Annotated in this window: 23 protein-coding genes; 19 read left to right on the forward strand and 4 right to left on the reverse strand. The window is 38.5% G+C overall.

All coding sequences use genetic code 11. The features are described from left to right. Positions 1 to 37: 37 nt before the first annotated feature. From LOS73_RS08575 to LOS73_RS08660, 18 genes are all read left to right on the forward strand, one after another. The gene (locus tag LOS73_RS08575; RefSeq protein WP_008133956.1) at positions 38 to 646 is read left to right on the forward strand and encodes an alpha-ketoglutarate-dependent dioxygenase AlkB family protein; all 609 of its coding nucleotides are present in this window, start codon (positions 38 to 40) and stop codon (positions 644 to 646) included. Between the two features lie 63 nt (positions 647 to 709). Then, complete coding sequence (locus tag LOS73_RS08580) at positions 710 to 1021, forward strand: BolA family protein (RefSeq protein ID WP_033015006.1); 312 nt, start codon at positions 710 to 712, stop codon at positions 1019 to 1021. 107 nt (positions 1022 to 1128) lie between these two features. Next, positions 1129 to 2322, forward strand: coding sequence for an enoyl-ACP reductase FabV (fabV, locus tag LOS73_RS08585; RefSeq protein ID WP_007376129.1), 1194 nt, complete (start codon positions 1129 to 1131; stop codon positions 2320 to 2322). A gap of 374 nt (positions 2323 to 2696) precedes the next feature. Then, positions 2697 to 4040, forward strand: coding sequence for a Na(+)-translocating NADH-quinone reductase subunit A (locus tag LOS73_RS08590; RefSeq protein WP_149606597.1), 1344 nt, complete (start codon positions 2697 to 2699; stop codon positions 4038 to 4040). A 4-nt stretch (positions 4041 to 4044) separates the two neighbouring features. Next, the gene (locus LOS73_RS08595; RefSeq protein WP_007376131.1) at positions 4045 to 5247 is read left to right on the forward strand and encodes an NADH:ubiquinone reductase (Na(+)-transporting) subunit B; all 1203 of its coding nucleotides are present in this window, start codon (positions 4045 to 4047) and stop codon (positions 5245 to 5247) included. Further along, positions 5240 to 5992, forward strand: a complete 753-nt coding sequence (locus LOS73_RS08600; RefSeq protein ID WP_007376132.1) for a Na(+)-translocating NADH-quinone reductase subunit C — start codon at positions 5240 to 5242, stop codon at positions 5990 to 5992. Before LOS73_RS08595 ends, LOS73_RS08600 begins: the two co-directional genes overlap by 8 nt. Then, positions 5992 to 6624, forward strand: coding sequence for an NADH:ubiquinone reductase (Na(+)-transporting) subunit D (locus tag LOS73_RS08605; protein ID WP_007376133.1), 633 nt, complete (start codon positions 5992 to 5994; stop codon positions 6622 to 6624). The genes LOS73_RS08600 and LOS73_RS08605 overlap by 1 nt, the downstream gene beginning before the upstream one ends. 10 nt (positions 6625 to 6634) lie before the next feature. After that, complete coding sequence (gene nqrE, locus LOS73_RS08610) at positions 6635 to 7243, forward strand: NADH:ubiquinone reductase (Na(+)-transporting) subunit E (RefSeq protein WP_007376134.1); 609 nt, start codon at positions 6635 to 6637, stop codon at positions 7241 to 7243. 18 nt (positions 7244 to 7261) lie between these two features. Continuing rightward, entirely contained in the window at positions 7262 to 8491 is a 1230-nt protein-coding gene (nqrF, locus tag LOS73_RS08615; RefSeq protein WP_457934833.1) for an NADH:ubiquinone reductase (Na(+)-transporting) subunit F, read from the forward strand. Between the two features lie 108 nt (positions 8492 to 8599). Next, positions 8600 to 9631, forward strand: a complete 1032-nt coding sequence (locus LOS73_RS08620; RefSeq protein ID WP_457934834.1) for an FAD:protein FMN transferase — start codon at positions 8600 to 8602, stop codon at positions 9629 to 9631. A 102-nt stretch (positions 9632 to 9733) separates the two neighbouring features. Beyond that, positions 9734 to 9946 (forward strand): (Na+)-NQR maturation NqrM, encoded by a 213-nt coding sequence (gene nqrM, locus LOS73_RS08625; protein WP_007376137.1) that lies wholly within the window; start codon positions 9734 to 9736, stop codon positions 9944 to 9946. Positions 9947 to 10998: 1052 nt separating this feature from the next. Next, entirely contained in the window at positions 10999 to 11418 is a 420-nt protein-coding gene (locus tag LOS73_RS08630; protein ID WP_457934952.1) for a hypothetical protein, read from the forward strand. Between the two features lie 318 nt (positions 11419 to 11736). Then, a complete protein-coding gene (gene cyoA / locus LOS73_RS08635; RefSeq protein WP_033032197.1) occupies positions 11737 to 12696 on the forward strand; it encodes a ubiquinol oxidase subunit II in 960 nt (319 codons plus the stop codon). 2 nt (positions 12697 to 12698) lie between these two features. Next, on the forward strand, positions 12699 to 14687 hold the full coding sequence (cyoB, locus tag LOS73_RS08640; protein ID WP_457934835.1) for a cytochrome o ubiquinol oxidase subunit I: 1989 nt from the start codon (positions 12699 to 12701) through the stop codon (positions 14685 to 14687). Then, the gene (gene cyoC / locus LOS73_RS08645; RefSeq protein WP_457934836.1) at positions 14684 to 15310 is read left to right on the forward strand and encodes a cytochrome o ubiquinol oxidase subunit III; all 627 of its coding nucleotides are present in this window, start codon (positions 14684 to 14686) and stop codon (positions 15308 to 15310) included. The genes cyoB and cyoC overlap by 4 nt, the downstream gene beginning before the upstream one ends. After that, positions 15310 to 15666, forward strand: a complete 357-nt coding sequence (gene cyoD / locus LOS73_RS08650; protein ID WP_033032190.1) for a cytochrome o ubiquinol oxidase subunit IV — start codon at positions 15310 to 15312, stop codon at positions 15664 to 15666. Before cyoC ends, cyoD begins: the two co-directional genes overlap by 1 nt. Positions 15667 to 15675: 9 nt before the next feature. After that, positions 15676 to 16560, forward strand: a complete 885-nt coding sequence (cyoE, locus tag LOS73_RS08655) for a heme o synthase (RefSeq protein ID WP_007376142.1) — start codon at positions 15676 to 15678, stop codon at positions 16558 to 16560. Positions 16561 to 16981: 421 nt separating this feature from the next. Continuing rightward, positions 16982 to 18565: an RICIN domain-containing protein gene (locus tag LOS73_RS08660; RefSeq protein WP_033032188.1), complete on the forward strand. Its 1584-nt coding sequence runs from the start codon at positions 16982 to 16984 to the stop codon at positions 18563 to 18565. A gap of 206 nt (positions 18566 to 18771) precedes the next feature. Here the strand turns inward: LOS73_RS08660 and LOS73_RS08665 are convergent, their stop codons facing one another. Together LOS73_RS08665 and LOS73_RS08670 are read right to left on the reverse strand one after the other, a co-directional pair. After that, entirely contained in the window at positions 18772 to 19362 is a 591-nt protein-coding gene (locus LOS73_RS08665; protein ID WP_033032186.1) for an FMN-binding negative transcriptional regulator, read from the reverse strand. After that, positions 19362 to 19937, reverse strand: a complete 576-nt coding sequence (locus LOS73_RS08670; protein ID WP_033032183.1) for a GNAT family N-acetyltransferase — start codon at positions 19935 to 19937, stop codon at positions 19362 to 19364. Before LOS73_RS08670 ends, LOS73_RS08665 begins: the two co-directional genes overlap by 1 nt. Positions 19938 to 20043: 106 nt before the next feature. On the opposite strand from LOS73_RS08670, the gene pdxR reads away from it, so the two are divergent. Further along, positions 20044 to 21501: a MocR-like pyridoxine biosynthesis transcription factor PdxR gene (gene pdxR / locus LOS73_RS08675; RefSeq protein WP_457934837.1), complete on the forward strand. Its 1458-nt coding sequence runs from the start codon at positions 20044 to 20046 to the stop codon at positions 21499 to 21501. On the opposite strand, the gene LOS73_RS08680 is transcribed toward pdxR, so the two are convergent. Together LOS73_RS08680 and LOS73_RS08685 are read right to left on the reverse strand one after the other, a co-directional pair. Next, the gene (locus LOS73_RS08680; protein ID WP_007376147.1) at positions 21502 to 22170 is read right to left on the reverse strand and encodes a hypothetical protein; all 669 of its coding nucleotides are present in this window, start codon (positions 22168 to 22170) and stop codon (positions 21502 to 21504) included. Positions 22171 to 22291: 121 nt separating this feature from the next. After that, entirely contained in the window at positions 22292 to 24256 is a 1965-nt protein-coding gene (locus LOS73_RS08685) for a phytase (protein ID WP_457934838.1), read from the reverse strand. Positions 24257 to 24662: the final 406 nt, after the last annotated feature.

Consider the following 24662-nt stretch of genomic DNA (forward strand, 5'->3'; position numbering starts at 1 on the left):
GTATTTGATCAGTAAACTAATGTAGGTAAATTCTAACATGCAACGGCAAAACGCCAACCCCCAACAGTTACCAAATGGCTTTTCTTATCAAAGTAGGGCACTTAGCGCGCAAAAAAGCCTCGATTTATTTTATTATTTACAAAAAAACCTAGTTTGGCAGCAACCCGACGTCACCGTTTATTCTAAAACAGGCCCAATTCCCCGACTTCAATGCTTTATTAGCGAGCATAATTTTGAATATGGTTATTCGCATAGTAAGCTAATAGTAGAGCCTTGGCCTGATATTTTATTAGCAATGCGTAAGCGCTTAGAAAAACATTTAAATCAGCCATTAAATTCTTTATTAGTTAATTATTACCGAGATGGTAACGATACTATGGGCTGGCACAGTGATGACGAAATAGAGCTGGGCCATCAACCTACTATTGTGTGTGTATCACTTGGAGCAGAGCGTGTTTTAAAGCTTAAACAAAAATCGACAAATAAAGTAACCGATTTAAAGCTGCAAAGTGGTAGCTGTTTAGTCATGAGTGGCGACAGTCAGCGTGATTATCAACATGCAATCCCAAAGCAAACTACATTGGCTCACCCACGAATTAGCTTAACGTTTAGATGCATAAAGCAAATCAAGCAAGCTCAATTTTAGTTAGCCAATAGGCTTGGCTAGTTGTTATGATAACAACATAACTTAACTACAAAAATGGTTTTTATGTCAATGCAGCAACAAATTCAAGAAAAAATCAGCAGCGCAATTGCCTGTAAGCATTTAAATGTAATTAACGAAAGTCACATGCACAGCAAAGGCACCGAGTCACATTTTAAAGTTATTGTGGTAAGTGAAGAATTTGCCGGCAAACGCCTATTACAACGCCATCGTGAAATTAATGAAATATTAAAAGATGAGTTAGCAAATCATATTCACGCACTCGCTATCCATACTTATACACCGGATGAGTATACCGAGCAGGGCGGAGAAGCACCTGATTCGCCTAATTGTATGGGCGGCTCTAAAATTAGCTAAGTATTTTTTTGAAGTATCTGATTAGTGATTAACTGATCAGATCAGTGTTTTTAGTATTAGCCTTTAAACTAGCGCTAATTTTTATTGTAAAAGATATAGGATCATCAATGGTCATTAAGCCTAAAATTCGTGGATTTATCTGTACCAACGCACACCCAACGGGATGTAGCGAGCATGTTCAAGAACAAATTAACTATGTAAAACAACAAGGCGTGTTAAAAAACGCACCAAAAAATGTATTAGTTATTGGCGCATCTACAGGCTACGGCTTGGCGTCGCGTATCACAGCTGCATTTGGTGGCGGCGCTAAAACACTCGGTATTTTCTTTGAAAAAGAAGGCACTGAACGTAAAACAGGTTCTGCTGGTTGGTACAATACTGCAGCATTCCAAGAAGCAGCTGACGAAGCGGGTCTTTGGTCTAAAAATATTAATGGTGATGCGTTTTCTAACGAAATCAAACAAAAAGCAATCGACACTATTAAAGCAGATTTGGGCAAAGTAGATTGTATTATTTATAGCTTGGCGTCTCCTCGTCGTACTGATCCAAATACGGGTGAAGTGTTCTCCTCTACACTTAAGCCGATTGGTAACGCAGTTACAACTAAAAACCTTAATACGTCAAAGCGTGAAATTGATGAAATTACTGTTGAAGCGGCAAACCAGGACGATATCGACAACACCATTAAAGTAATGGGCGGTGAAGATTGGGAAATGTGGATTGACGCATTAAAAGAAGCCGACGTATTAGCTGATAACTTTAAAACTACGGCCTACACTTATATTGGTAAAGAGCTAACATGGCCAATATACGGACACGCTACTATTGGTAAGGCTAAAGAAGATTTAGACCGAGCAACTGCTGCAATTAAAGAATCTACAAAAGATTTAAATGGCGAAGCCTATGTATCGTCTCTTAATGCTGTGGTAACACAAGCAAGCTCGGCTATTCCTATTATGCCTTTATACATTTCAGCATTATTTAAAGTAATGAAAGCAGATGGTACTTATGAAGGTACAATTGAGCAAATTCAGGCTTTATTTAGTGAGAACTTATATGGTGATAACCCACGCTTTGATGAAGGTGGCCACTTATTTCAAAACTACAAAGAATTAGAAGACGATGTGCAAGCACGTGTTCAAGCTGTTTGGGATAGCGTAGATACAAGCTCAATTGATGAGTTAACCGATTATGTTGGTTACCATAACGAATTTTTACGTTTATTTGGCTTTGGTATTGACGGAGTTGATTACGATCAAGATGTGGATTCGGTCAAACCAATTGCAAATATGATTGATTAACCATATTTGCAAATATGTAATTAAAAAGTCGCTGAGTGCGACTTTTTTGTTTTGCGGGCTTTTTTGAACAATTGTGATTAAAAAATGTCATTCTTTGCTTAAGCTACCACTTTGGTCTAACTTAAATTTTATTAAATACACATAACAAAACTAAATAAGTGTTTCTGTCGTATAATTTTCATAATTAGACTCGCATAGTCGCCCACAATGATGTTAAAATTAAGGCAATATGTGAAGAGTTTTTACCGCGTTGCTTGTTTAGTATTCATAGCAAGTTGTTCTTTGTATACATAGATATAACTTGGGATAGCTCAAATGGCGACGTGGTTGGTACGATTTTTCAGTTTCTTTCCGTTAATGTAGTGCAAGTGCGTATGATCAACATAAAAAAAGGTCTGGATTTACCCATAGAGGGCGCACCTCAGCAAGTTATTCACGACGGTTCTCCCGTCAAACGTGTAGCTGTGCTAGGTGAAGAGTTTATTGGTATGCGTCCAACCATGCATATCCGTATGGATGACCAAGTTAAAAAAGGCCAGGTACTTTTTGAAGATAAAAAGAACCCCGGCGTCCTATTTACCGCACCAGCTTCTGGTGTTGTAAAAGAAATAAATCGTGGTGCTAAACGTGTGCTGCAATCTGTTGTTATTGAAGTAGACGGCAGTGAGCAAATCACCTTTGACTCTTTCTCTGACACTGAGCTTACGAGCTTAGATCGTGAAAAAGCTAAAGAAGTACTTATCCAGTCTGGTCAGTGGACGGCACTTCGTGCTCGCCCATTCAGCAAAGTTGCGGCTGTGGATGCAAATCCTAGCTCTATCTTTGTGACCGCTATCGACACTAATCCTCTTGCTGCAGATCCTGCGGTAGTTATTGCTGATAATGCGCAAGCATTCGAAGCGGGTTTAGCCGTTATATCGCGTTTGACTGATGGAAAAGTATTTGTTTGTAAGCAAGTTGGCAGTCAAGTTCCTAGCTCATCTATCGCTCAAGTAGAAGTACATGAGTTTGGTGGTGTGCACCCTGCTGGCCTTGTAGGCACTCATATCCATAATCTTGACCCTGTATCTGCTAGTAAACAAGTTTGGCATATTGGTTACCAAGACGTTATTGCGTATGGTCACTTATTCCTTACGGGTGAAATTTACACAAACCGTGTTGTTTCGCTTGCAGGTCCTCGTGTTAAAAACCCACGTTTAGTGAAAACACAATTAGGTGCTTCATTGGATGATTTAGTTGCTGGAGAATTAGAAGACGGTGATAACCGTGTTATTTCTGGTTCTGTTTTATCTGGCGCTACTTCAAACGGTGTTAATGCGTTCTTAGGTCGTTACCACGTTCAAGTATCTGTATTACTTGAAGGTCGCGAAAAAGAACTATTTGGCTGGATTGCACCAGGTAGTGATAAATTCTCTGTAACGCGTACATTCCTTTCTCACCTTACACCGAGTCGTTTATTTAAAATGACAACGTCTACAGGTGGTTCAAAACGTGCCATGGTTCCAATTGGTAGCTACGAGCGCGTGATGCCGTTAGATATTTTGCCTACACTATTATTACGTGACTTAATTGCACGCGATTTAGATAGTGCAATTTCACTGGGCGCGCTTGAACTTGATGAAGAAGATTTAGCGTTATGTACCTTCGTTTGTCCTGGCAAATACGAGTATGGTTCTATCCTGCGCGATTGCTTAACTACGATCGAGAAGGAAGGCTAGAGAGATGGGTTTAAAAAAATATCTAGAAGATATCGAGCCGAATTTTGAAGCCGGTGGAAAATATGAAAAATTTTATGCACTGTATGAAGCAGCTGCAACTATTTTTTATACACCAGGCTATGTAAATAAAGGCAAGACACACGTACGCGATAATATCGACCTAAAACGTATGATGATTTTAGTGTGGATGGCGACGTTCCCTGCTATGTTTTTTGGTATGTTCAACATCGGTCACCAGGCCGCAGGTGCTTTAGCACAAGGTTTTGAACTAGCAAATTCGTGGCAGGTTGGTCTGTTTCAGTTCTTTGGTGGTGAATTAACCGCTAATGCAGGCTGGGGCGCTAAAATGTTCTACGGAGCATGTTTCTTCCTACCAATTTACGCAGTCACGTTTGCTGTAGGTGGTTTTTGGGAAGTGATTTTTGCTTCTGTGCGTAAGCATGAAATTAATGAAGGTTTCTTCGTTACTTCTGTATTATTTGCACTTATTTTACCTGCAACAATTCCTTTATGGCAAGTTGCACTAGGTATCACGTTTGGTGTAGTAATCGCTAAAGAAATTTTTGGTGGTACTGGTCGTAACTTCTTAAACCCTGCTTTGGCTGGCCGTGCGTTCTTATTCTTCGCATACCCGGCGCAAATTTCGGGTGACACAGTATGGACTGCAGTAGATTCTTTCTCTGGTGCGACTATGCTAGGCCAAGCTTTTGTTGGCACACTTGATTTTTCAAACATGGAATTATGGTGGAATGCATTTTACGGTTTCATTCAAGGTTCTGTTGGTGAAACATCGACACTTGCATTACTTGTAGGTGGTTTATTCTTAATTTACGTTCGCATCGCTTCTTGGCGTATCGTACTAGGTGTATTCCTTGGTATGGTAGCAACGGCATTCTTACTAAATGCTGTTGGCTCAGAAACTAACCCTGTATTTGCAATGCCTTGGTATTGGCATTTAGTGCTTGGTGGTTTTGCGTTTGGTATGTTCTTTATGGCTACAGACCCTGTATCGGCTGCATTTACTAATAAAGGTAAATTTGCATACGGTTTACTAATTGGTCTTATGGTGGTTCTTATCCGTGTTGTGAATCCTGCTTTCCCAGAAGGTATGATGCTAGCAATTTTATTTGCTAACTTATTTGCTCCACTGTTCGATCACTTTGTAGTGCAAGCTAATATCAAGCGGAGGTTGGCACGTAATGTCTAGTAATAACGAATCAATCGGTAAAACGTTAGCAGTTGTTGTAGCACTATGTTTAGTGTGTGCAATCATTGTATCGTTTGCTTCTGTACAGCTTCGTCCTTTACAGCAAGCTAATAAAAATAAAGATATTCAAAGCAATATCTTAGCAGCGGCAGGCATCGATAAAGTTGAAAATGTATCTGATACATTTAATGCTAAAATTGAAGCGCGCGTTGTAAATATGACCACAGGTGAGTTTGTAGACACAGACCCAACAATCTTTGATTTTGAAAAAAGCAAATACGATGCAGCGCTAAGTGTTTCTCTTCAAGAGAAAGGCGTTAAAGACATTGCTGGTATTCAACGTGTGACTAAAGAGTCACCGGTGTATATCTCGAAAAAAGAAGATGGCTCTATTGATGCAATCATTCTTCCTATTCAGGGCTACGGCTTATGGGGCTTAATGTACGGTTTTATCTCGCTTGAAAGCGATGGCGAAACAGTTAAAAACATTATTTTCTACAAGCATAATGAAACGCCTGGCTTAGGTGGTGAAATTCAAAATCCACAGTGGACTGCTACGTGGCAAGGTAAAGAGCTACCAATTCAAATTGTTAAAGGTACTGCGGGCGATAATGAGCATAAGATCGATGGTCTTTCAGGTGCTACATTAACGTCTAACGGTGTTGAACATGCAGTTGACTTTTGGACTGGCGAAAACGGCTTTGGCCCTTTCCTTGCGAAAGTACGTAAAGGAGCATTGAAATAATGGCTGATACTAAAGAAATGAAGGCGGTCCTATTTGGTCCGGTTTTAGCTAACAACCCAATCGCACTACAAGTACTGGGTATTTGTTCTGCGTTAGCGGTAACGTCTAGCTTAAAAAATGCGTTAATCATGTCAATAGCATTGACCTTGGTAACTGCGTTTTCGAGCTTCTTTATCTCGACTATTCGTAACCAGATCCCATCGTCAGTACGTATCATTGTACAAATGACGATTATTGCATCATTAGTTATTGTTGTTGACCAAGTACTGCAAGCGTTTTCTTATGCTACGGCTAAAGAGCTTTCAGTCTTCGTTGGTCTAATTATTACTAACTGTATTGTAATGGGTCGTGCTGAAGCATATGCGATGAAGTCGCCACCACTAATGTCATTCCTTGACGGTATTGGTAATGGTTTAGGCTATTCTGTTGTTTTACTTACTGTTGGTTTCATTCGTGAGCTATTCGGTAAAGGAACACTATTCGGTGTTGATATTATCCCATTAGTACAAGATGGCGGTTGGTATCAACCTATGGGTCTATTGATATTACCACCGAGTGCATTCTTCATCATTGGTTTATTCATATGGGTACTTCGTACTTATAAGAAAGACCAAGTAGAAGCTAAAGCGTAAGGGGCACACAGTGGAACATTATATTAGTTTATTTGTAAAAGCCGTTTTTATTGAAAACTTAGCGTTATCATTTTTCTTAGGCATGTGTACTTTTTTAGCAGTATCAAAAAAAGTGACTACTTCAATTGGCCTAGGTGTAGCGGTTATCGTTGTTTTAGGTATTTCAGTACCTGTTAATAACTTAGTTTACCATGCTGTATTAGCACCAGGTTCACTTACGTGGCTTGGTTATCCTGATGCAGACCTTAGCTTTTTACGTTTCTTAACTTTCATTGGCGTTATAGCAGCGCTAGTGCAAATTCTTGAAATGGTATTAGATAAGTTCTTCCCAGTACTTTACAACGCATTAGGTATCTTTTTACCATTGATCACAGTTAACTGTGCAATCTTTGGTGCGGTATCTTTCATGGTTGAGCGTAACTATAACTTCGGTGAGTCTGTTGTTTATGGTATTGGCGCTGGTGTTGGTTGGGCACTTGCAATTACATTACTTGCAGGTATCCGTGAGAAAATGAAGTATTCAGACGTGCCAGACGGCTTACGTGGTTTAGGTATTACCTTCATCACTGTTGGTTTAATGGGACTTGGCTTTATGTCATTCTCTGGTATTTCACTGTAAAGGTAGCGAGGATAAATCATGGATTATCAGATTTTCTTAGGCGTTGGTGTTTTTATCGCTATCGTTGTACTACTGGTTTTAGTCATCATTGGTGCTAAATCTCAGTTAGTTGCAAGTGGTGATATTATCATTAGCATTAATGGCGACCCAGATAAAGCCATTAAAACATCAGCAGGTAGTAAGCTTTTAGGCGCGCTATCTGAGTCAGGTATATTTGTATCATCTGCATGTGGTGGCGGTGGCTCTTGTGGCCAGTGTCGTGTACACATTAAAGAAGGTGGTGGCGATATTCTGCCAACTGAGCTTGATCACATATCTAAAGGCGAAGCCCGTGAAGGCTGTCGTTTAGCGTGTCAGGTAAATGTTAAAAACGACATGGAAATTGAGCTTGAAGAGTCAATTTTCGGTGTTAAGAAGTGGGATTGTGAAGTTATCTCTAACGATAACAAAGCAACGTTCATTAAAGAACTTAAGCTGCAAATTCCAGATGGCGAGTCAGTGCCGTTCCGTGCGGGTGGTTACATCCAAATCGAAGCGCCACCTCATCACGTTAAATATGCAGATTTCGATGTTCCTGAAGAATATCGTGGCGACTGGAACCACTTTGGTTTCTTCGATCTGGAGTCAAAAGTAGACGAAGAGACTATTCGTGCTTACTCAATGGCTAACTACCCAGAAGAAGAAGGCATCATTATGCTTAACGTGCGTATTGCTGCTCCGCCGCCAAGAAACCTTAGCTTGCCGTGTGGTAAAATGTCTTCGTACATTTGGTCACTTGCAGCTGGCGATAAAGTAACTATTTCGGGTCCATTTGGTGAGTTCTTTGCTAAAGACACCGATGCAGAGATGGTATTTGTTGGTGGTGGTGCTGGTATGGCGCCAATGCGTTCTCATATCTTTGACCAACTTAAACGTTTGAACTCTAAACGTAAGATGAGCTTTTGGTATGGTGCACGTTCTGAGCGTGAAATGTTCTACGTAGAAGATTTTGACGGCTTAGCCGCTGAAAACCCTAACTTCGTATGGCATACAGCACTTTCAGATCCACAACCTGAAGATAACTGGGAAGGCTACACTGGCTTTATCCATAACGTGTTATTTGAGAATTATCTTAAAGATCACGAAGCGCCTGAAGATTGTGAGTACTACATGTGTGGTCCTCCAATGATGAACGCGGCAGTTATTACTATGCTTAAAGATTTAGGTGTTGAAGACGAAAATATCTTACTAGATGACTTCGGTGGCTAACACTAATACCAAAACAGTTTAGTTTTGGTTAAAATACCAGCCTCGTAGCACTTGTGTTACGAGGCTTTTTTATTCTTTAATTTTATCAATCTATTAAGTAGAACAGTTATGAATCGAGTAAGTACTTCACAAGGCATAATGGCCTTTTTGCTAATTACGCTGACTTTATTATTGTCTGGTTGTGGTGAAAAGCCAGAGTCAAAAGAGACCTTTTTAGAAGGTAAGACTATGGGCACTACTTATCATATTAAGTACTATGATGAGCAAGTTCAGCTGTCTGCCTCACAGTTACAGTCGCAAATAGACGCTGTTTTAAAAGATGTTAATCAGTCTATGTCTACTTACATAGATGACTCTGAGATAAATACATTCAACAGATTACCAGCAAATCAGGTTATGCCGATTAGTGAAGATTTTAGGGCTGTTATATCTGAGTCTATTCGGTTAGGTGAGTCAACCAAAACACTTGATGTCACTATGGGGCCTTTAATTGATTTATGGGGGTTTGGCCCAGATAAAAAGCCAACTAATCGTCCTAGCGATGAAGAGCTTGTAAGTATGATTAAAAATATAGGCGTTGATAAGCTTACGCTAACAGCTCAAGGTTTGGCTAAAAAAGTGGCAGGCTTAGAGTTATCGTTTTCGGCAACGGCTAAAGGCTACGGTATTGATAAGGTGGCGCAGTTATTAGAAAGCCACAATATTACCAACTACATGGTTGAAATTGGCGGTGAGCTACGAATTGCAGGCGAGAAGCCAAATAATAAAGATTGGAAGATTGCAATAGAGCAACCAGATGCACAGCCCGGGGAGCGTAAGGTACACCGTGTTTTGTCGCCAGGTACAAATGGTATTGCTACATCGGGTGATTATCGTATTTTTTATGAAATGGATGGTGAAATTTATACTCACTTAATTGATCCCGTGACCGGCATGCCGATTAAGCACGACTTAGTGTCGGTAACCGTGCTTCATTCAAGTGCTATGACTGCCGATGGTCTTGCGACAGCATTAACTGTTATGGGTATGGATAAAGCGCAAGCTTATGCTGAGCAGCATGATTTACCCGTGTACTTAATAGGTAAATCGAAAGACGGTTTAATAACCTACTCAAGCCCTGCATTTAAACCTTATTTATAGTATGGTGCGGGTTTGTTTATTTCCACGTTATTTGAGTATATAATAGCAGTCGCTCAACAATGTTTTGAGCTTAATTTATTGCTGATCAATAGGGGCTAAGCAATGTCACTTTTTCTTCTTACTTTTGGCTTACTAATTTTGATAGTTTCGGCTATGGCCGTTGGTATGATCGTGCAAAAAAAATCTATGGCAAGCAGCTGTGGTGGTTTAGGTTCGGTTGGTATTGATAAAGCCTGTGATTGCGATGATCCATGTGATAAACGCAAAAACCGTTTAGCAAAAGAGCAAGCCTGGAAAGAAAACCAAATTATTTAAGTCTGTCTTAAATATTAAAAAGCGCTTTATAGCGCTTTTTTTGTGTCTGTAAAACGCCTCAACATCATAGCTTCCAAAGCAATCCAATCTAAATGTATTAGACAAAGGTATATAGTTTAGTTTTTTTCACCTATTAGGTTTATTTTTCTCGTTTGTCAAATTGGAGCTAACACTCTAAAGTTTAATCATAGACACAGAGCAAGGCTCTAGTCATAAGCTTGAGGCAACTTAGCCTCGCTTAAAAGAATCTTTATATTGTGTGTGAAGATGTTGTCAGTGTGAAAGGCAACTCAAGTTCGGTGGTGACTTAGCTTGAGTTGTTTTTATTCCCTACAATTGCCACGTAATGTAAACCAAAAATCTTTATATTGTGTGTGAAGATGTTGTCAGTGTGAAAGGCAACTCAAGTTCGGTGGTGACTGAATTTGAGTTGTTTTTATTTACTTTCAATTGCCACGTAATGTAAACCAAAAATCTTTATATTGTGTGTGAAGATGTTGTCAGTGTGAAAGGCAACTCAAGTTCGGTGGTGACTGAATTTGGGTTGTTTTTATTTCCTTTCAATTGCCACGTAATGTAAACCAAGAATCTTTATATTGTGTGTGAAGATGTTGTCAGTGTGAAAGGCGGCTCAAGTTCGGTGGTGACTGAATTTGGGCTGTTTTTATTTGTGCGACATAATTATTACTCCCTCCTGAAAACCTATAATCCTATTAAATATTTCTCTTTAAATCGTTTTTTATTTGAGCTAACCAAATGTTTTTTATCGTGTTATTTTTTATTAACAAAATAGCTTCGAAAGCTTAACTCAAATTAATTGATTTTTAGTTGAACAGAAAATTCTCTTTGTTATACTCACGTTCGAACTTTCAGTAAGTTTTGAAAGTTTGGTTGATACGGATCAATTTTCGCTAGGTAAATATGTGCTAGCTGGATTTGATTGTATTTAGCACTTGGTTTTAGGGTTTACAACAGCAATGTTTTTTTAAATTTTTCCATTGCAAACTGTATTACTCTAATTTTGTTATAGTCATTTTAGTAGGTTAATGTCTTTGAACACACTTTCTTTGCATCATACAGCTACGGAACTTGCCTCTGGCGAGCCGCAGACGTGTGAACGCTTGAATAAAGCAGGCAAGGGCGTGTGTGTAGCTATAACTTTATTAGTGTTTAATACTGTAATGTTGCTAAGCGGTGCATTAGAGGATGTCTTCAAGCTTGAAGCGCTATTAAGTGATGGGCTTATTGTAGAGCCACTGTTACTTAATCTTGCGCAATTTTTAGCTCATCCGATCATATCAAGTCAGTTACTTATTGGCCTTTGTTGGTTATTGTTCCATATTTGTCCAGCACGTCGTGCTGGCATAATCCTCCGTAAAGCAGCCTTTGCTTTTAGCGAGGCTAAAGTTCTTCAGCCTGTGATCTCTTCACATGGTTGTCGTGCTCCACCTAGCTTTACAGGTTGCCTGTAACGCTGCATCTTGTTGCTGGTTTTAATTATTTGTTCTTGCTGTAAATAATTAAGGTTAGCTAAAACAAAGTAGCTCCGTGTTTTTTAAACACATTTCAGCCAACCACCACTCACCCAAGTTAATTTTTATTACGTTATATAAATGCGTTTAGAAAGCTGGGTTTGTTGCTAGGTCATTAATGGCATGAGCTCTAGGTTTTGAATAGCCCCCTTATTTTTATAATTTAATTCTAGTTAACTTGGGTTTTTATTGAAAAATCGTTGCTTTGGTTTTTATTTTAAGCAGCAAATTGAAACTCTAGGTTTGTAGGATACTCCCTTGTTAATTCGTAACCTTTGTAATATTGCTTTAGCTAGTACAGTGCTGGCGTTGTCAGGCTGTAAAGGCGGGATACTCGATCCAAAAGGGCAGATAGGCATAGATGAGAAAAATTTAATCATCATTGCAACCGTGCTTATGTTGCTTGTAGTCGTTCCCGTTATTGTGATGACTTTGTATTTCGCATGGAAATATAGAGACACGCAAACTCATGAAATTTACGCGCCAAAATGGGCTCATTCAAATAAAATTGAAGCCGCAGTTTGGGCTGTTCCTATTGTTATTGTAATCATTTTAGGTGTTATTACCTGGCAGTCTACCCAAGAGCTAGACCCTTACAAACCAATTGAAGGTAAAGGTGAACATCTTACTGTTGAAGTGGTTTCATTAAATTGGAAATGGCTATTTATATATCCTGAGCAAGGTATTGCTACGGTTAATGAATTAGTGTTCCCAGCAAATGTACCTGTTGAATATAAAATCACCTCAGAGAGCACAATGAATTCATTTTTTATTCCGCAATTGGGTAGTCAAATATACTCAATGGCTGGGATGGAAACCAAGCTTCACTTAATTGCAAATGAGCCAGGTACGTTTAAAGGCTTTTCAGCAAATTACAGCGGCGCAGGTTTCACTGGCATGAAATTTAATGCCATTGCTACACCTACACAAGCAGACTTTGATAAGTGGGTGAGTGATGTGAAAGCGAATTCAAGCGCTAATAACCTGACTCATGCAAATTATGTTGAGCTTGCAAAAGCAAGCGAAAATAACCCAGTAGCATATTACGGAAAAGTTGATGACGCCTTATTTCATACCATCGTGATGAAATACATGCAGGCGCATGGCGATATGAACAAAAAACACCATGCAATGGGTGAACATGGGCAAATGAGTAAAAAGCATCATGAAATGAGTGAGCACTCAATGCCTTCATCTCACAGCCAAGGCGAGGAATAATAATGTCGTTATTAGGTAATCTTTCACTCGACGCAATTCCGTTTCATGAGCCAATTCTTGTGTTCACGATGTCGGTTATTGCGATAGCTGGGCTTATTATTGCCGGGCTTATTACAAAGTATAAAAAATGGGGCGTGCTTTGGCGCGACTGGATCACGTCTGTTGATCACAAACGCTTAGGCGTAATGTATATTCTTTTAGCACTAATAATGCTATTTCGTGGTTTTTCTGATGCAATAATGATGCGTGCGCAGTTGGCACTTGCTACCAGTGGTGCGCCAGGTTATTTACCACCAGAACACTACGACCAAATATTTACTGCCCACGGCGTAATCATGATCATATTTATGGCAATGCCATTTATGATTGGTCTAATGAACATCGTATTACCACTTCAAATTGGTGCTCGCGATGTTGCTTTTCCATTTTTAAATAATTTAAGTTTTTGGTTTACAGCCAGTGGTGCAATTTTAATTAACTTATCACTTGTGTTTGGTGAGTTTGCAAAAACAGGTTGGGTGGCATATCCGCCGCTTTCGGAGCTGACCTTTAGCCCTGGGGTGGGGGTCGATTATTATATTTGGGCCTTGCAAATATCCGGGCTCGGTACACTTCTAACAGCCGTAAACTTTTTAGCAACCGTGTTTAAAATGCGTGCACCAGGTATGACCCTAATGAAAATGCCAATTTTCACATGGACATGTACATGGGCAAACATCTTAATTGCAGCATCATTCCCAATTTTAACGGCTGTACTTGCAATGCTAACGCTTGATCGTTATCTCGACTTTCACTTCTTTACCAATGAATTGGGCGGTAACGCCATGATGTACATCAACCTGTTTTGGGCATGGGGTCATCCTGAGGTATACATATTAGTATTACCAGCGTTTGGTATTTTTTCTGAAATTATTTCGACCTTTGCAGGTAAGCGTCTATTTGGTTACAAGTCGATGGTTTACGCCAGCGCTGCAATCTCAATTTTAGGCTTTATTGTTTGGTTACATCACTTCTTTACCATGGGGTCGAGTGCTAACGTTAACGCGTTCTTTGGGGTAATGACCATGGTTATTGCCGTACCAACTGGGGTTAAGTTGTTTAACTGGTTATTTACTATTTACCGAGGTCGTTTACGTATTAGCGTACCGGTACTTTGGACACTTGGCTTTATGGTTACCTTTACCGTAGGCGGTATGACCGGTGTATTACTTGCCATTCCTGGTGCTGATTACGTACTGCATAACAGCTTATTCTTAATTGCACATTTTCATAACACCATTATTGGTGGTGCTGTATTTGGCTACCTTGCTGGTTTTGTATTTTGGTTCCCTAAAGCAATGGGTTTTAAACTTAACGAAAAATGGGGTAAAGCATCATTTTGGTGTTGGATTATCGGTTTCTTCGTTGCATTTATGCCGTTGTACGTACTTGGTTTCTTAGGTATGACACGTCGTTTAAACCACACTAACAACCCAGATTGGAACATGTGGTTATACATTGCCGCAGGCGGTGCTGTAATTATTATGTTTGGTATTATTAGCCAAGTTATTCAACTATATGTGAGCTTTAGAGACCGTGAAGCGCTTGACGATACAACAGGCGATCCGTGGAACGGCCACACACTTGAGTGGGCTACAAGTTCACCTCCGCAAATTTATAACTTTGCAACAGTTCCACATATTGATGATATTGATGCATGGACCGACATGAAAGAAAAAGGCCAAGCATATCAAGATAAAGCAAACTACAGCCCTATTCATATGCCTAAAAACACATCAGCTGGCGTGTTCATGGCAGCAAGCTTAACAGTATTTTGTTTTGCAATGATTTGGCATATTTGGTGGTTAGCTGTTGTTGGTCTAGTGGGCGGGATTGCCATATTTATCAAACGTTGTTACACCAGCGATGTTGATTACTATATACAACCTGATGAAATTGCACGCATTGAAGCTGCATATAATTCAAGTGGCATTAAGGAGTTAAAAGCGTGAGTACACTTTCTGCAAATTTAGACTCTGTATCACACGATGCTCATGCCCACGCGCATGATCATCACGACACATCTGGCGATACGATATTTGGCTTTTGGTTATACCTAATGACCGATTGCCTACTGTTTGCCTCATTTTTTGCCACTTACGCTGTGTTATTTATGAACACAGCCGGTGGTGTATCGGGTAAAGATATTTTTGAACTCGACTTTGTAGCAGTAGAAACTGCAGCACTACTGATTAGTAGTATTACCTTTGGTTTTGCCATGATTGCCGCTCAAGGGCAAAAAAAGGCACTAACACTGACTTGGTTATTTGTTACGTTTTGTTTAGGTGCAGTGTTTATTGGTATGGAAGTATACGAATTTCATCACCTAATTGTGCATGGTAATGGCCCACAACAAAGTGCCTTTTTAACATCGTTTTTCTCATTGGTCGGCTTACATGGATTACATGTAACTGCTGGGCTGATTTGGATGACCATAATGATGATAGAAGTTGCTAAACGTGGTTTAGGTAAAGCAACCGTAACGCGTTTAAGCTGCTTAAGCCTATTTTGGCACTTCTTAGACATTGTTTGGATTTGTGTATTTACCGTTGTTTATTTGATGGGAGCAATGTAATGAGCCACAGCGAAACGCATGCGTTTAAGCAAACGCAAAGTGATCATCATGATGAATCTCATGGGAGTGTTAAAACTTACTTAATTGGCTTTGTACTATCGGTAATTTTAACTGCTATACCGTTTTATATGGTTATGGAAGGTGACTTCTCAAAAGCAACAACGCTTTGGAGCATTGTTACTTTAGCAATCGTACAAATTTGGGTGCATTTAAAGTACTTTTTACACCTTAATTTTACCACCGAAGATGGTCGTGCAAGTACATTCTCATTCCTATTCAGTGCCCTGATCATCGTAATGGTTGTTGGGTTATCTGTTTGGATCATTTATGAATCTAACGCAATGATGATGTACTAGGAGTTGAAGATGTTTCGTCGTTATTTATCAGTGACAAAGCCGGGTATTATTATGGGCAATTTGATCAGCGTAGCGGGTGGGTTTTTACTTGCCTCGCGCGGTGATATAGACCCATGGTTAATGATTGCCACATTAATTGGTTTGTCACTAGTGGTTGCATCAGGTTGTGCTATCAACAATGTTATAGATAGAGATATAGATGTAGCCATGGCGCGTACTCGTACGCGAGTAACAGTAACAGGCGAAATGTCGGCCTTTGCTGCACTTAGTCACGGTATTTTATTGGGTGTTGTGGGCTTTGGTTTACTTATCGCCTACACCACTCAAGCCGCAGTATTTTTTGCAGCCTTTGGCTACGTAATTTATGTAGGGGTTTATAGCCTCTACATGAAACGTAACTCAGTATATGGCACATTTGTAGGTAGCCTTTCAGGCGCTGTACCGCCAGTAGTAGGTTACTGCGCCGTAACAGGGCAGTTCGATATGGGCGCATTAATACTGCTTGTTATGTTTAGCTTGTGGCAAATGCCGCACTCTTACGCTATCGCTATTTTTCGCTTTAAAGATTACCAAGCTGCAGGTATTCCTGTATTACCCGTTGCGCAAGGTATTGATAAAGCAAAGCGCCACATTGTGCTTTATATTGCTGTATACGCCTTAGTGGTGATGTTACTGCCTATTAGTGGATACACCGGCGTGGCCTTTATGGCTGTTGCGTGCATCACCAGCTTTTGGTGGTTGCTAATGGCGCTACGTGGTTATCGTCGTAATATTGATATGAGCAGTTGGGCACGTAAAGTGTTCGCATTTTCAATTATTAATATTACAGCGTTAAGTATTGCTATGGCTGTTGACTATCATAGCGTTGCTCCACAGCTATTAACGCTTACCTAATTTAAAAATTTTTAACTATTCCAAAGTTAATCCAAAGGCTCGAAAGGGCCTTTTTTTATATTTATAGCATGTTTTTATAGGCGTAATTAGTAATAAACTTGCTAGAACTTTATTTCAATCATTTCAATTTAAGAGCAAGTATCACCTTAAGTCGATTTCAAGACCATTTTAAATAATACGACCCTCGTAGTTTGAATAAATAAAACACACGTTCGGAAGAACTCGCATTTAAGAAGAGCGTTTAAAATAGTTGGGTACAGATTGACTATTTAAACCTAACTTTAAAAAGATATAATGACAGTTAATGTTAATAAAATGTTGACGTTTGGTTTTATTGTGCAAACATGCTACCGGTGGCATTGTTTTTTATTTTCTTGCTTTGCCTAAGTTTTCGTTTATATCAAAAAGTATGAGGAAAATTATGAAATTCTTGAATATAAAAAATGTAAGTAAAATTGCACTTTCGATGATGTTGTTAAATTTAATATCAACACAGGTAAAAGCAGAAAACTGTAAAGCTCTACCAAAAAATAATCAACGGTATCAAATTGTTAACTTTAGTTCAGATAAAGCGATTGATGTTGATAAAAAATCAAGAGAGTCTGGTGCTAATATCATCTCTTATGCAAAAAATAGCGGAACAAATCAGCAATTTATCTTTAATGATTTAGGGAATGGTTTTTGGACAATTAAAGCTTCACATAGTGATTTGTTTTTGGATGTATCAGAGCGATCTCAAGCTAATGGTGGCAATATTATTCAGTGGGCAGCGTCTGGGCAATCAAATCAACAATGGCGATTGTTACAAGATTCTACGGGGGCATTTAGTATTCGTTCCGCTTTTAGTGATAAGGCAATTACGGTTGCGGGGAGTGATAATGGGGCAAATATTTATCAAAATGATGATTTAAATGTTAGTTCACAACGTTGGTACTTAAACCCAGTCAATGGAAGCTGCGATAGCGCGAACGATTCAAATATTGATGTAACGGGCTTTGCATCACTTCCTGGCAGTGATGGTTTAGCAACAACGACAGGAGGCGCAGGAGGGTCTTCAATAACGGTAACAAGCTGTAGTGCATTAAAATCAGCATTGGTATCGTCAAACACAACAATTATCCAAATTCCAAATAATACACACATTGATTGTCGTACCGGAGGTTCAACCGTAGCAGCATGTGCTATTGAGTGTCCTGAGTATCAGGATCCAGGAGAAATATTTTATCGTATACCTAATTCGGGGCAAAGTTGTACATCATTAGGTGGTACAACAAATACGACCGTAAACAAGGTACGTAATGATATTTCCATTAGTGTTAAATCAAATAAAACCCTAATCGGTTTAGGTGACAATGCTAAAATTATTGGCGCGACATTAGATCTAAGCAATAGCAAAAACATTATTGTTAAAAACCTCAATATTGACAATATCAATCCTCATTTGGTTGAGGGGGGAGACGGCATCAGTTTGAATAGTTCAAGCCATATAGTTATTGACCATGTTAATTTTTCTAATATTTCTGATGGTTATGTCGATATCAAAAACAGTAAAAATATTACGCTAAGTCACAATGAATTTGACGGCTATAACCCATTCGTATGTGGTAACCAGCATTGGTATACTAATGCGGTCACTGATTCAGAAGTTACATTTCATCATAACTTTTGGAATTACACTGCAGGGCGAAATCCTAAATTAGATGGCAGTAAAACACGTGCCCATTTATATAATAATTATTGGCTCGAAATTACTTATTTCGCGATTAATACGACAAATGAGGCGCAAGCACTTATTGAATCTAATTATTTTGATGATAGCAGAAGACCACATTGGAATGTGTCAGGCTATATGAAAGCGAGCAACAATGTTTACGCTGCACAGTCTGCAACTGATCCTCAAAGAGATACTGGAAATAGTGTGTTTACTGATGTGAGTATGTATATTTATCAATTGGATGATGCTTATCAAATGCCACTATTGAATGGAGAGTCTGGCCCTAAGTAATAAATGCTATTGCTAATAATTGGGTTATTTAACTATTCATTGTTTAGATTAAGTTCGGGTTTAAAGGTTAATTGATATGTAAATTATAATTTTAAGTTAACCTTATTTCAGCTGAGATTACTTGAATTTTCTGAGTTTGATTTTTAATTAAGGGGCTCTTTAATGGCCCCTAACAAGAATTATTAGAATGCGAGCAAGGTTTTTTGCTAGTTAAATAACGCTGCAATACTACCTTTATTTTCACGTGCTAAGCTGTTTTTTATAGCTGCTCTTACATCGACTGGTTTGTTTTGATTTAATTTAAAGTTTCCTTGCCAGTGAATAGGAGTAAACGTTATAAAACTAAGTTGTTGATACATAGCTTCACGGTGATTTTTTGGCACCTCATCAATACTCCACATTGGTGTAAAGCCTTGCTCAAAATAGCTCGTTAATTGCCGCATTATTTTTTCTTTCTCAATGTCGCTTTTAATAATATCTACTTTTGCGGTTACTTGTACTGATGAGTAAAGCCAGCTCGGCAGTGTTTTATTATTACTATACGAGGGAGATAGATAACAGTTATCGCCACTAAATAGTAATTTTACTGACTGTTTATCACATTGCGTTAGCGGGTTATGTTTTGCTACGTGAGCAATAAATACATTACGTGAGAGCTCATATAGTACAGGTACTTGGCATATATTATTTAAGTCACTTTGCGAGCAGGGCATTAAAATAGTTGCAAGTGGAAATTGCTTTACTAAAGCCTGCAAACGTTCAATATTATGTTCTTGAAAATGTATTGGTGGGTACATTAAAGCTTCTCCTCTAACTGTAATTTAATACTCTGCCAATGCTCGTCAATAATGCTAAATTTTGCAGTGCTTCTGTAACTCCCATCACTAAGGAGTCTGTCTTTATAAGCTACGCCCTCAAATCGGGCGCCTAGTCTAGTAATTGCATTTCGAGATTTTTGATTTTGTTCGTGAGTATTAAATGTTATTCGCACTAAATTCAACGCGTCAAAAGCATAGCTAAGCAGTAAATATTTCGTGTGAGTATTAATATAAGTTTGCTGCCAGTGATGGCTTATAAATGTATGACCAATTTCAGCACTTAAGTTATGTGTATCTAATCTAAATAGTCGTGTAGTGCCTACAACCTCTTTGCTGGCTATGTCTATTATGGCAAATACAATTTGTTCTTTTTTATTAAATTGTGCACTAGTAGTAAACCATTCCTTTAACAGTTCAGGTGTTTTTGTATAGTTGCTTAATACCCATTCCCATATTTTTGGATGTTGCCCAGCTTTATATAAGCCTTTTAAATGCTCATAATTTAATGGCTCTAGTATGACCTTATTTGTTTTATGCATCTGTTGAGTAAACATATTGCCTCTAAGCTTTGCTATTTGCGAGCAATAAATGTACGCTAATTTGGTTTGGTAAAAACAACCAGAATTGGCTTTTTAGCTATACCAGTTATAAAGGGGTAACATGCAACCGCTTAATATTGAATTTAATAACTCAAACAAAGCTAAGTACTTACAAGTTGCAGATGCTCTGCGCGGTTCTATCGTAAAGGGAGATATTGCACCTGGTGCAAAACTTAGTTCTGCTCGATTTATGGCGCAAACGTATCAGTTAAATCGCCATACAATAATGAACGCATTGCAGTTACTAGTAGCCGAAGGATGGCTAGAGTCCCATGAACGATCTGGGTATAGCGTCACTCAAACACTGCCAATTCAAAGCAGTGCTAACTGTGAGCACACGCCAGTTTTAACACCAAAACCTTATAAATTTGCTACAGAGTTAGCCGTGCCTATTCCGGCAATGAATTTAAAAGACTACGTATATAATTTCGCAGGTGGACTTCCTGATTTAAATAGCTTTCCCTATAAAGAATTTAAACGCTCTATGAGCCATGTATTTAATCATTTAGACACCAGTAAACTTCATTATGGCAATATAAGTGGAGTGAGTGAGCTAAAAACTCAGATAAGCAATTATCTACATAAAACTAGAAGTTTAAAAGTATCAGACTTACTTGTATGTAATGGCTCACAAGAAGCTTTATTTTTAATTTCAAAGGCGTTTATAAATAAAAGCGATTTTGTCGCTGCCGAAACCTTAGGTTATCCGCCAGCACGTAAAGCGTTTGCAGCTTGTGGTGCGCAATTAATAGATATAAAACAAGACGAATATGGGTTGTGTGTAGATGATTTAAAAGCGCAACTTAAACGATATCCAATAAAAATGTTGTACTTAACGCCGCTGCATCAATATCCAACCACCGTTACGCTTTCGCCTACACGGCGCATGCAAATATATCAATTATGTTATGAGTATGGCGTACTGATTATAGAGGATGATTACGATCACGAATTTCACTATCGCTGTCAGCCATTACAACCTATGGCTGGGAACGATCCCGCTGGGATTATTATTTACTTATCTACATTTTCTAAAATTATGTTCTCAGGTGCTAGAATTGGCTACATTTGCGCAGCCCCTGAAGTATTAACACAGTTAATCGCATGGAAGCAGTTAGTAAATCATAAAAATGATGTTGTTATGCAGTTAGCTGTAGCGCATTTTATGCAAGAGGGCGGGTTTGAACGCCATTTAAAACGCATGACTAAGCACTATAAACAACGTTATGAAGCAATGGGCAATACGTTAACGTTACTGCAATCACAGGGTTTACCAATAGAGTATAAAAAGCCTGATGGCGGCATGGCAATGTGGGTTAACTTAAATAAAAATACGAGTAATATAAAACAAGCAATGCAAAGTAAAGGCGTGTATTTACAAGCAGAATTTGAATTTTATTTTGCTAATTCAGTAAGAAGTTTAATGCCCGAGCAACCTAGCCATGTTCGTTTAGGTTTTGCAGGGCAATCAATCGATGCTATGCAGCAGGGGCTTAAGCTTATAACTGATTATAAGTAACTATTTTTTAAAATCATTTGCATTGTAGTAAAGTGGTTTGAGTGTCCCGCAATTAACAAATTTATAGGTAAGCTCATTTACAGGTGGAACTCGTTTTGAGGTGCGGAACTTTTGCATACACGCATTAACTAAATCGACGAAAATAAGATGGTTATAGCTCGGCGCTTGTTGAATTTTATGAATATAAATACGCTCAGTGCCGCCTAGGTTAATTATGTCGTAGTCTTGCCATTGTGATGATTCACTTAACCCCTTTAGTTCTCTGGCATACAACTGTTTACCTAGTACAAGTTCTTTTTGTGAGTAAATTAAACTACCACCTTGTTGGTAATCGCCTTCAAAAATATCGGCAATAATCGTAATTTCTTCACCACGCATTAAATGTTGAATATTAAATGCTTGTGGTTTTACGGTGATTAATTCAGCATTTCTGACAAAGCCTAAAAACGCCACATCGGGGTTACCTATTTTATAAACAACTTGTACATCATGAGGTGAATTATAGGTAGGCAAATTCATCGCGATGATAGACGAGCCTTTATTAACTAACACCATTGGATGTTTAGCTTTATAAGCAGGATCGACAGGGGGGAGTTCTACTTTTTTCTCTTCTTCCGCTGTTACAAAGCCACTTATAGTAATTAGTAATAAAGTAAGTAGTAGGCGCATAATAATCTCAATTAATTTATGAGTTTAAATTGTAGTATAAAAATGTATGTAATATTTATCTAATTACAAGATCAATTTAAAGGCTCAAGTGAGCCTTTATAAAATGATTAGGTAGCGCGTATTATCTGATGGCTTTTTTAACTTCTCGCCAATCAATTATTTTAAAGTTTTGTGGTTGCTGCGGCATTCGATTATAACCATCTTGTACTATTAAAATACCCTCAGGGTAACCTGGTAAAGGTTTTGCTGTAACAGTTAGTCCATCGGTTTCTGATGTGCCATCAATACCTGAGTTTAAATCAGCAATAACGCTAAATTTACCACTAAATTTGAGTGATGGCACTTCAGTGTTTTGAGTTATATTACCTATTTCGTATAACACATAGCTATTATTGCCTTGACTTGAAACAACTAAATAACGTGCGTTATCTGCATGATAAATTTCCATCCCTTCTACATCATCAACTAATTGCTTATTAATGTGTTGTAGCATGATAGGTGTTGTTCCGGTGCTTGGCTCAGCACCTATATACCAAATACCGGCATCTTCTTCGCCTACAAATAATTGTCCTAGTTCATCATCTGCACTACAGCCTTCTGGCTGGCTTGGAAGGTTAAACTCGCGTACAAGTTTGCCTGTTATTTTTTCGTTATTCTCACTGATTTTATATTGCTGATACAGCCCCGATTTATCATTTACAAAAACATAGTTCCCCGTATTTGACGAGTACATACATAAGCCATAAATTTCATCAAGATTGGTAGGAATATCAGCAATGTACTTCACATTATTATTAGCTTGTACTGTAAATACACTAATACCGTTAAGTGTTCGATTACTGGCTGTTATTAATGTATTGGTACTGTTTTTAATGGTGCTATTTTGTCGTAGGTCCACGTTATTTAAACGACCAACTTCAAGTGACTGTTCAAGCTTGCCATTTAGGCTATATACCATTAGTCCACGACGTTTATCAGTGCCTAAAATAAGGCTGTTTTCAGCATCACTAGGGTTTACCCAAATAGCAGGATCGTCGGCGGCATCACCAAATGCGTTTACAGGTGTAGTTTGTGCATTTGCATGTATTTGCGTTATGTTTTGCCTATTTTTTTGAACCGCTATTTTTTTCACGGATAGTTGGCTTTGCATATAAGCCCCAGTCGTATCATTATAAATAACCGCAGTCGCTGTATTATTACTGGTGTACTTGATAGCGGCTGATTCAGGGTTTAAATTAGTATTTAACCTCCAGTGTTTTAATTTATTACTAATTGGGTTATAAGCATATAGGAGGCTATTTTCAGTGCTTGTAAACCATATCATGCCATCACTTGAGGCAAAGAGAGCGCCAAGTTCATTTTTTAGTTCGCCAAAGGGTGCAACAAGCGCAATTGGTTTTTTATCAGCTTGCGATTCAGCATTTGCATTTATAGCCCAAATCCCCACGTTGGATTCGCTAATAAACAACGTGCTTGTAATATCACTTACAGCACAACCCGCAGCTTCACTTACGCCAGGGAATTCTCGTATACTGACATTGACGGGCTGATTTTTAGCTGTATCAAAAATAGCCGTTTCGGTAATTAAGCCGCGAACATCGGCTATAAATGCAGTAACTGTCTGCGTGATATTATTAGCAAATAAACAAACTGTGTCGGGCTGAGCCTGTGGTGATATGATTCGGGTTAGCTCAGATAACTGCCATGTTTTATTTACATGTTGAAGTTTAAAAATAGCTACATTGTCTTGGTTGTTATCAATACTCGCCACTAAAAAAGCGTTGCTTGATAAAGCCCTAACTGAAAGAGATTCAAAATTTCCGGGCGCAATTATTTGGTTTGTATCTGTTTGGCTATTTACAAGTACTAGCCCTTTGCTTTCACTTGCTAATAACCAATTATTATTGCTTAGCCACGCGCCTTGTGAGCCTTGCATATTTTGATTTGGACCAAGCTCTACAGTGCTAACTATTTGCTTCTCAATGCTTATATTCTCACTTACAGCACCGTTACTACAGGCGGTTATGGCACTAATCATTAAACAGCTAGCAAGTAAGCTAAGTGTTTTATTTAATCTAAAATTCATAATGGTTCCTTTACTGAACACAGCGTTATATTTTCTCAGTCTCTTCTAAAAAATCATGAAGCGAGTGTTGTAATAAATAGCTTTTCTTTATTAAAAATCATGCTTTATAGATTTTGGGCCAGCTGACCTTTTTGATTGAAATTTATTCTATCTATGGTCAATTTAATCGCGGTGCGAGGCTTGTAACCTAGAAGGTTTAGTAAAAGCTGAGCAAAGCTGCTTCGCCCCTAGTCTAAATCCGTCTTTCAAGTTGCTTCTGATTCTAATATAGAAATATCTAATTTATTGTTAACGTTAAAATCTGCATTGATTTTTGGCATGACGAGCAAACTAAAGTTATTTTATGACGTAAATGTGACAGGTGTTACTTTAAACATATACTGTGAGCTGTGTTTTACTGTTATGA

This window comes from Pseudoalteromonas sp. SCSIO 43210 (assembly GCF_054133285.1).

Coding starts and splice junctions, on each gene's coding strand:
- LOS73_RS08685 (WP_457934838.1), bottom strand. CDS start 24,256: ATGAATTTTAGATTAAATAAAACACTTAGCTTACTTGCTAGCTGTTTA.
- nqrF (WP_457934833.1), top strand. CDS start 7,262: ATGGATTATCAGATTTTCTTAGGCGTTGGTGTTTTTATCGCTATCGTT.
- cyoB (WP_457934835.1), top strand. CDS start 12,699: ATGTCGTTATTAGGTAATCTTTCACTCGACGCAATTCCGTTTCATGAG.
- LOS73_RS08620 (WP_457934834.1), top strand. CDS start 8,600: ATGAATCGAGTAAGTACTTCACAAGGCATAATGGCCTTTTTGCTAATT.
- LOS73_RS08580 (WP_033015006.1), top strand. CDS start 710: ATGTCAATGCAGCAACAAATTCAAGAAAAAATCAGCAGCGCAATTGCC.
- LOS73_RS08665 (WP_033032186.1), bottom strand. CDS start 19,362: ATGTACCCACCAATACATTTTCAAGAACATAATATTGAACGTTTGCAG.
- LOS73_RS08680 (WP_007376147.1), bottom strand. CDS start 22,170: ATGCGCCTACTACTTACTTTATTACTAATTACTATAAGTGGCTTTGTA.
- LOS73_RS08595 (WP_007376131.1), top strand. CDS start 4,045: ATGGGTTTAAAAAAATATCTAGAAGATATCGAGCCGAATTTTGAAGCC.
- LOS73_RS08605 (WP_007376133.1), top strand. CDS start 5,992: ATGGCTGATACTAAAGAAATGAAGGCGGTCCTATTTGGTCCGGTTTTA.
- LOS73_RS08590 (WP_149606597.1), top strand. CDS start 2,697: ATGATCAACATAAAAAAAGGTCTGGATTTACCCATAGAGGGCGCACCT.
- LOS73_RS08660 (WP_033032188.1), top strand. CDS start 16,982: ATGAAATTCTTGAATATAAAAAATGTAAGTAAAATTGCACTTTCGATG.
- pdxR (WP_457934837.1), top strand. CDS start 20,044: ATGCAACCGCTTAATATTGAATTTAATAACTCAAACAAAGCTAAGTAC.
- nqrM (WP_007376137.1), top strand. CDS start 9,734: ATGTCACTTTTTCTTCTTACTTTTGGCTTACTAATTTTGATAGTTTCG.
- cyoE (WP_007376142.1), top strand. CDS start 15,676: ATGTTTCGTCGTTATTTATCAGTGACAAAGCCGGGTATTATTATGGGC.
- LOS73_RS08670 (WP_033032183.1), bottom strand. CDS start 19,937: ATGTTTACTCAACAGATGCATAAAACAAATAAGGTCATACTAGAGCCA.
- LOS73_RS08600 (WP_007376132.1), top strand. CDS start 5,240: ATGTCTAGTAATAACGAATCAATCGGTAAAACGTTAGCAGTTGTTGTA.
- fabV (WP_007376129.1), top strand. CDS start 1,129: ATGGTCATTAAGCCTAAAATTCGTGGATTTATCTGTACCAACGCACAC.
- cyoD (WP_033032190.1), top strand. CDS start 15,310: ATGAGCCACAGCGAAACGCATGCGTTTAAGCAAACGCAAAGTGATCAT.
- LOS73_RS08575 (WP_008133956.1), top strand. CDS start 38: ATGCAACGGCAAAACGCCAACCCCCAACAGTTACCAAATGGCTTTTCT.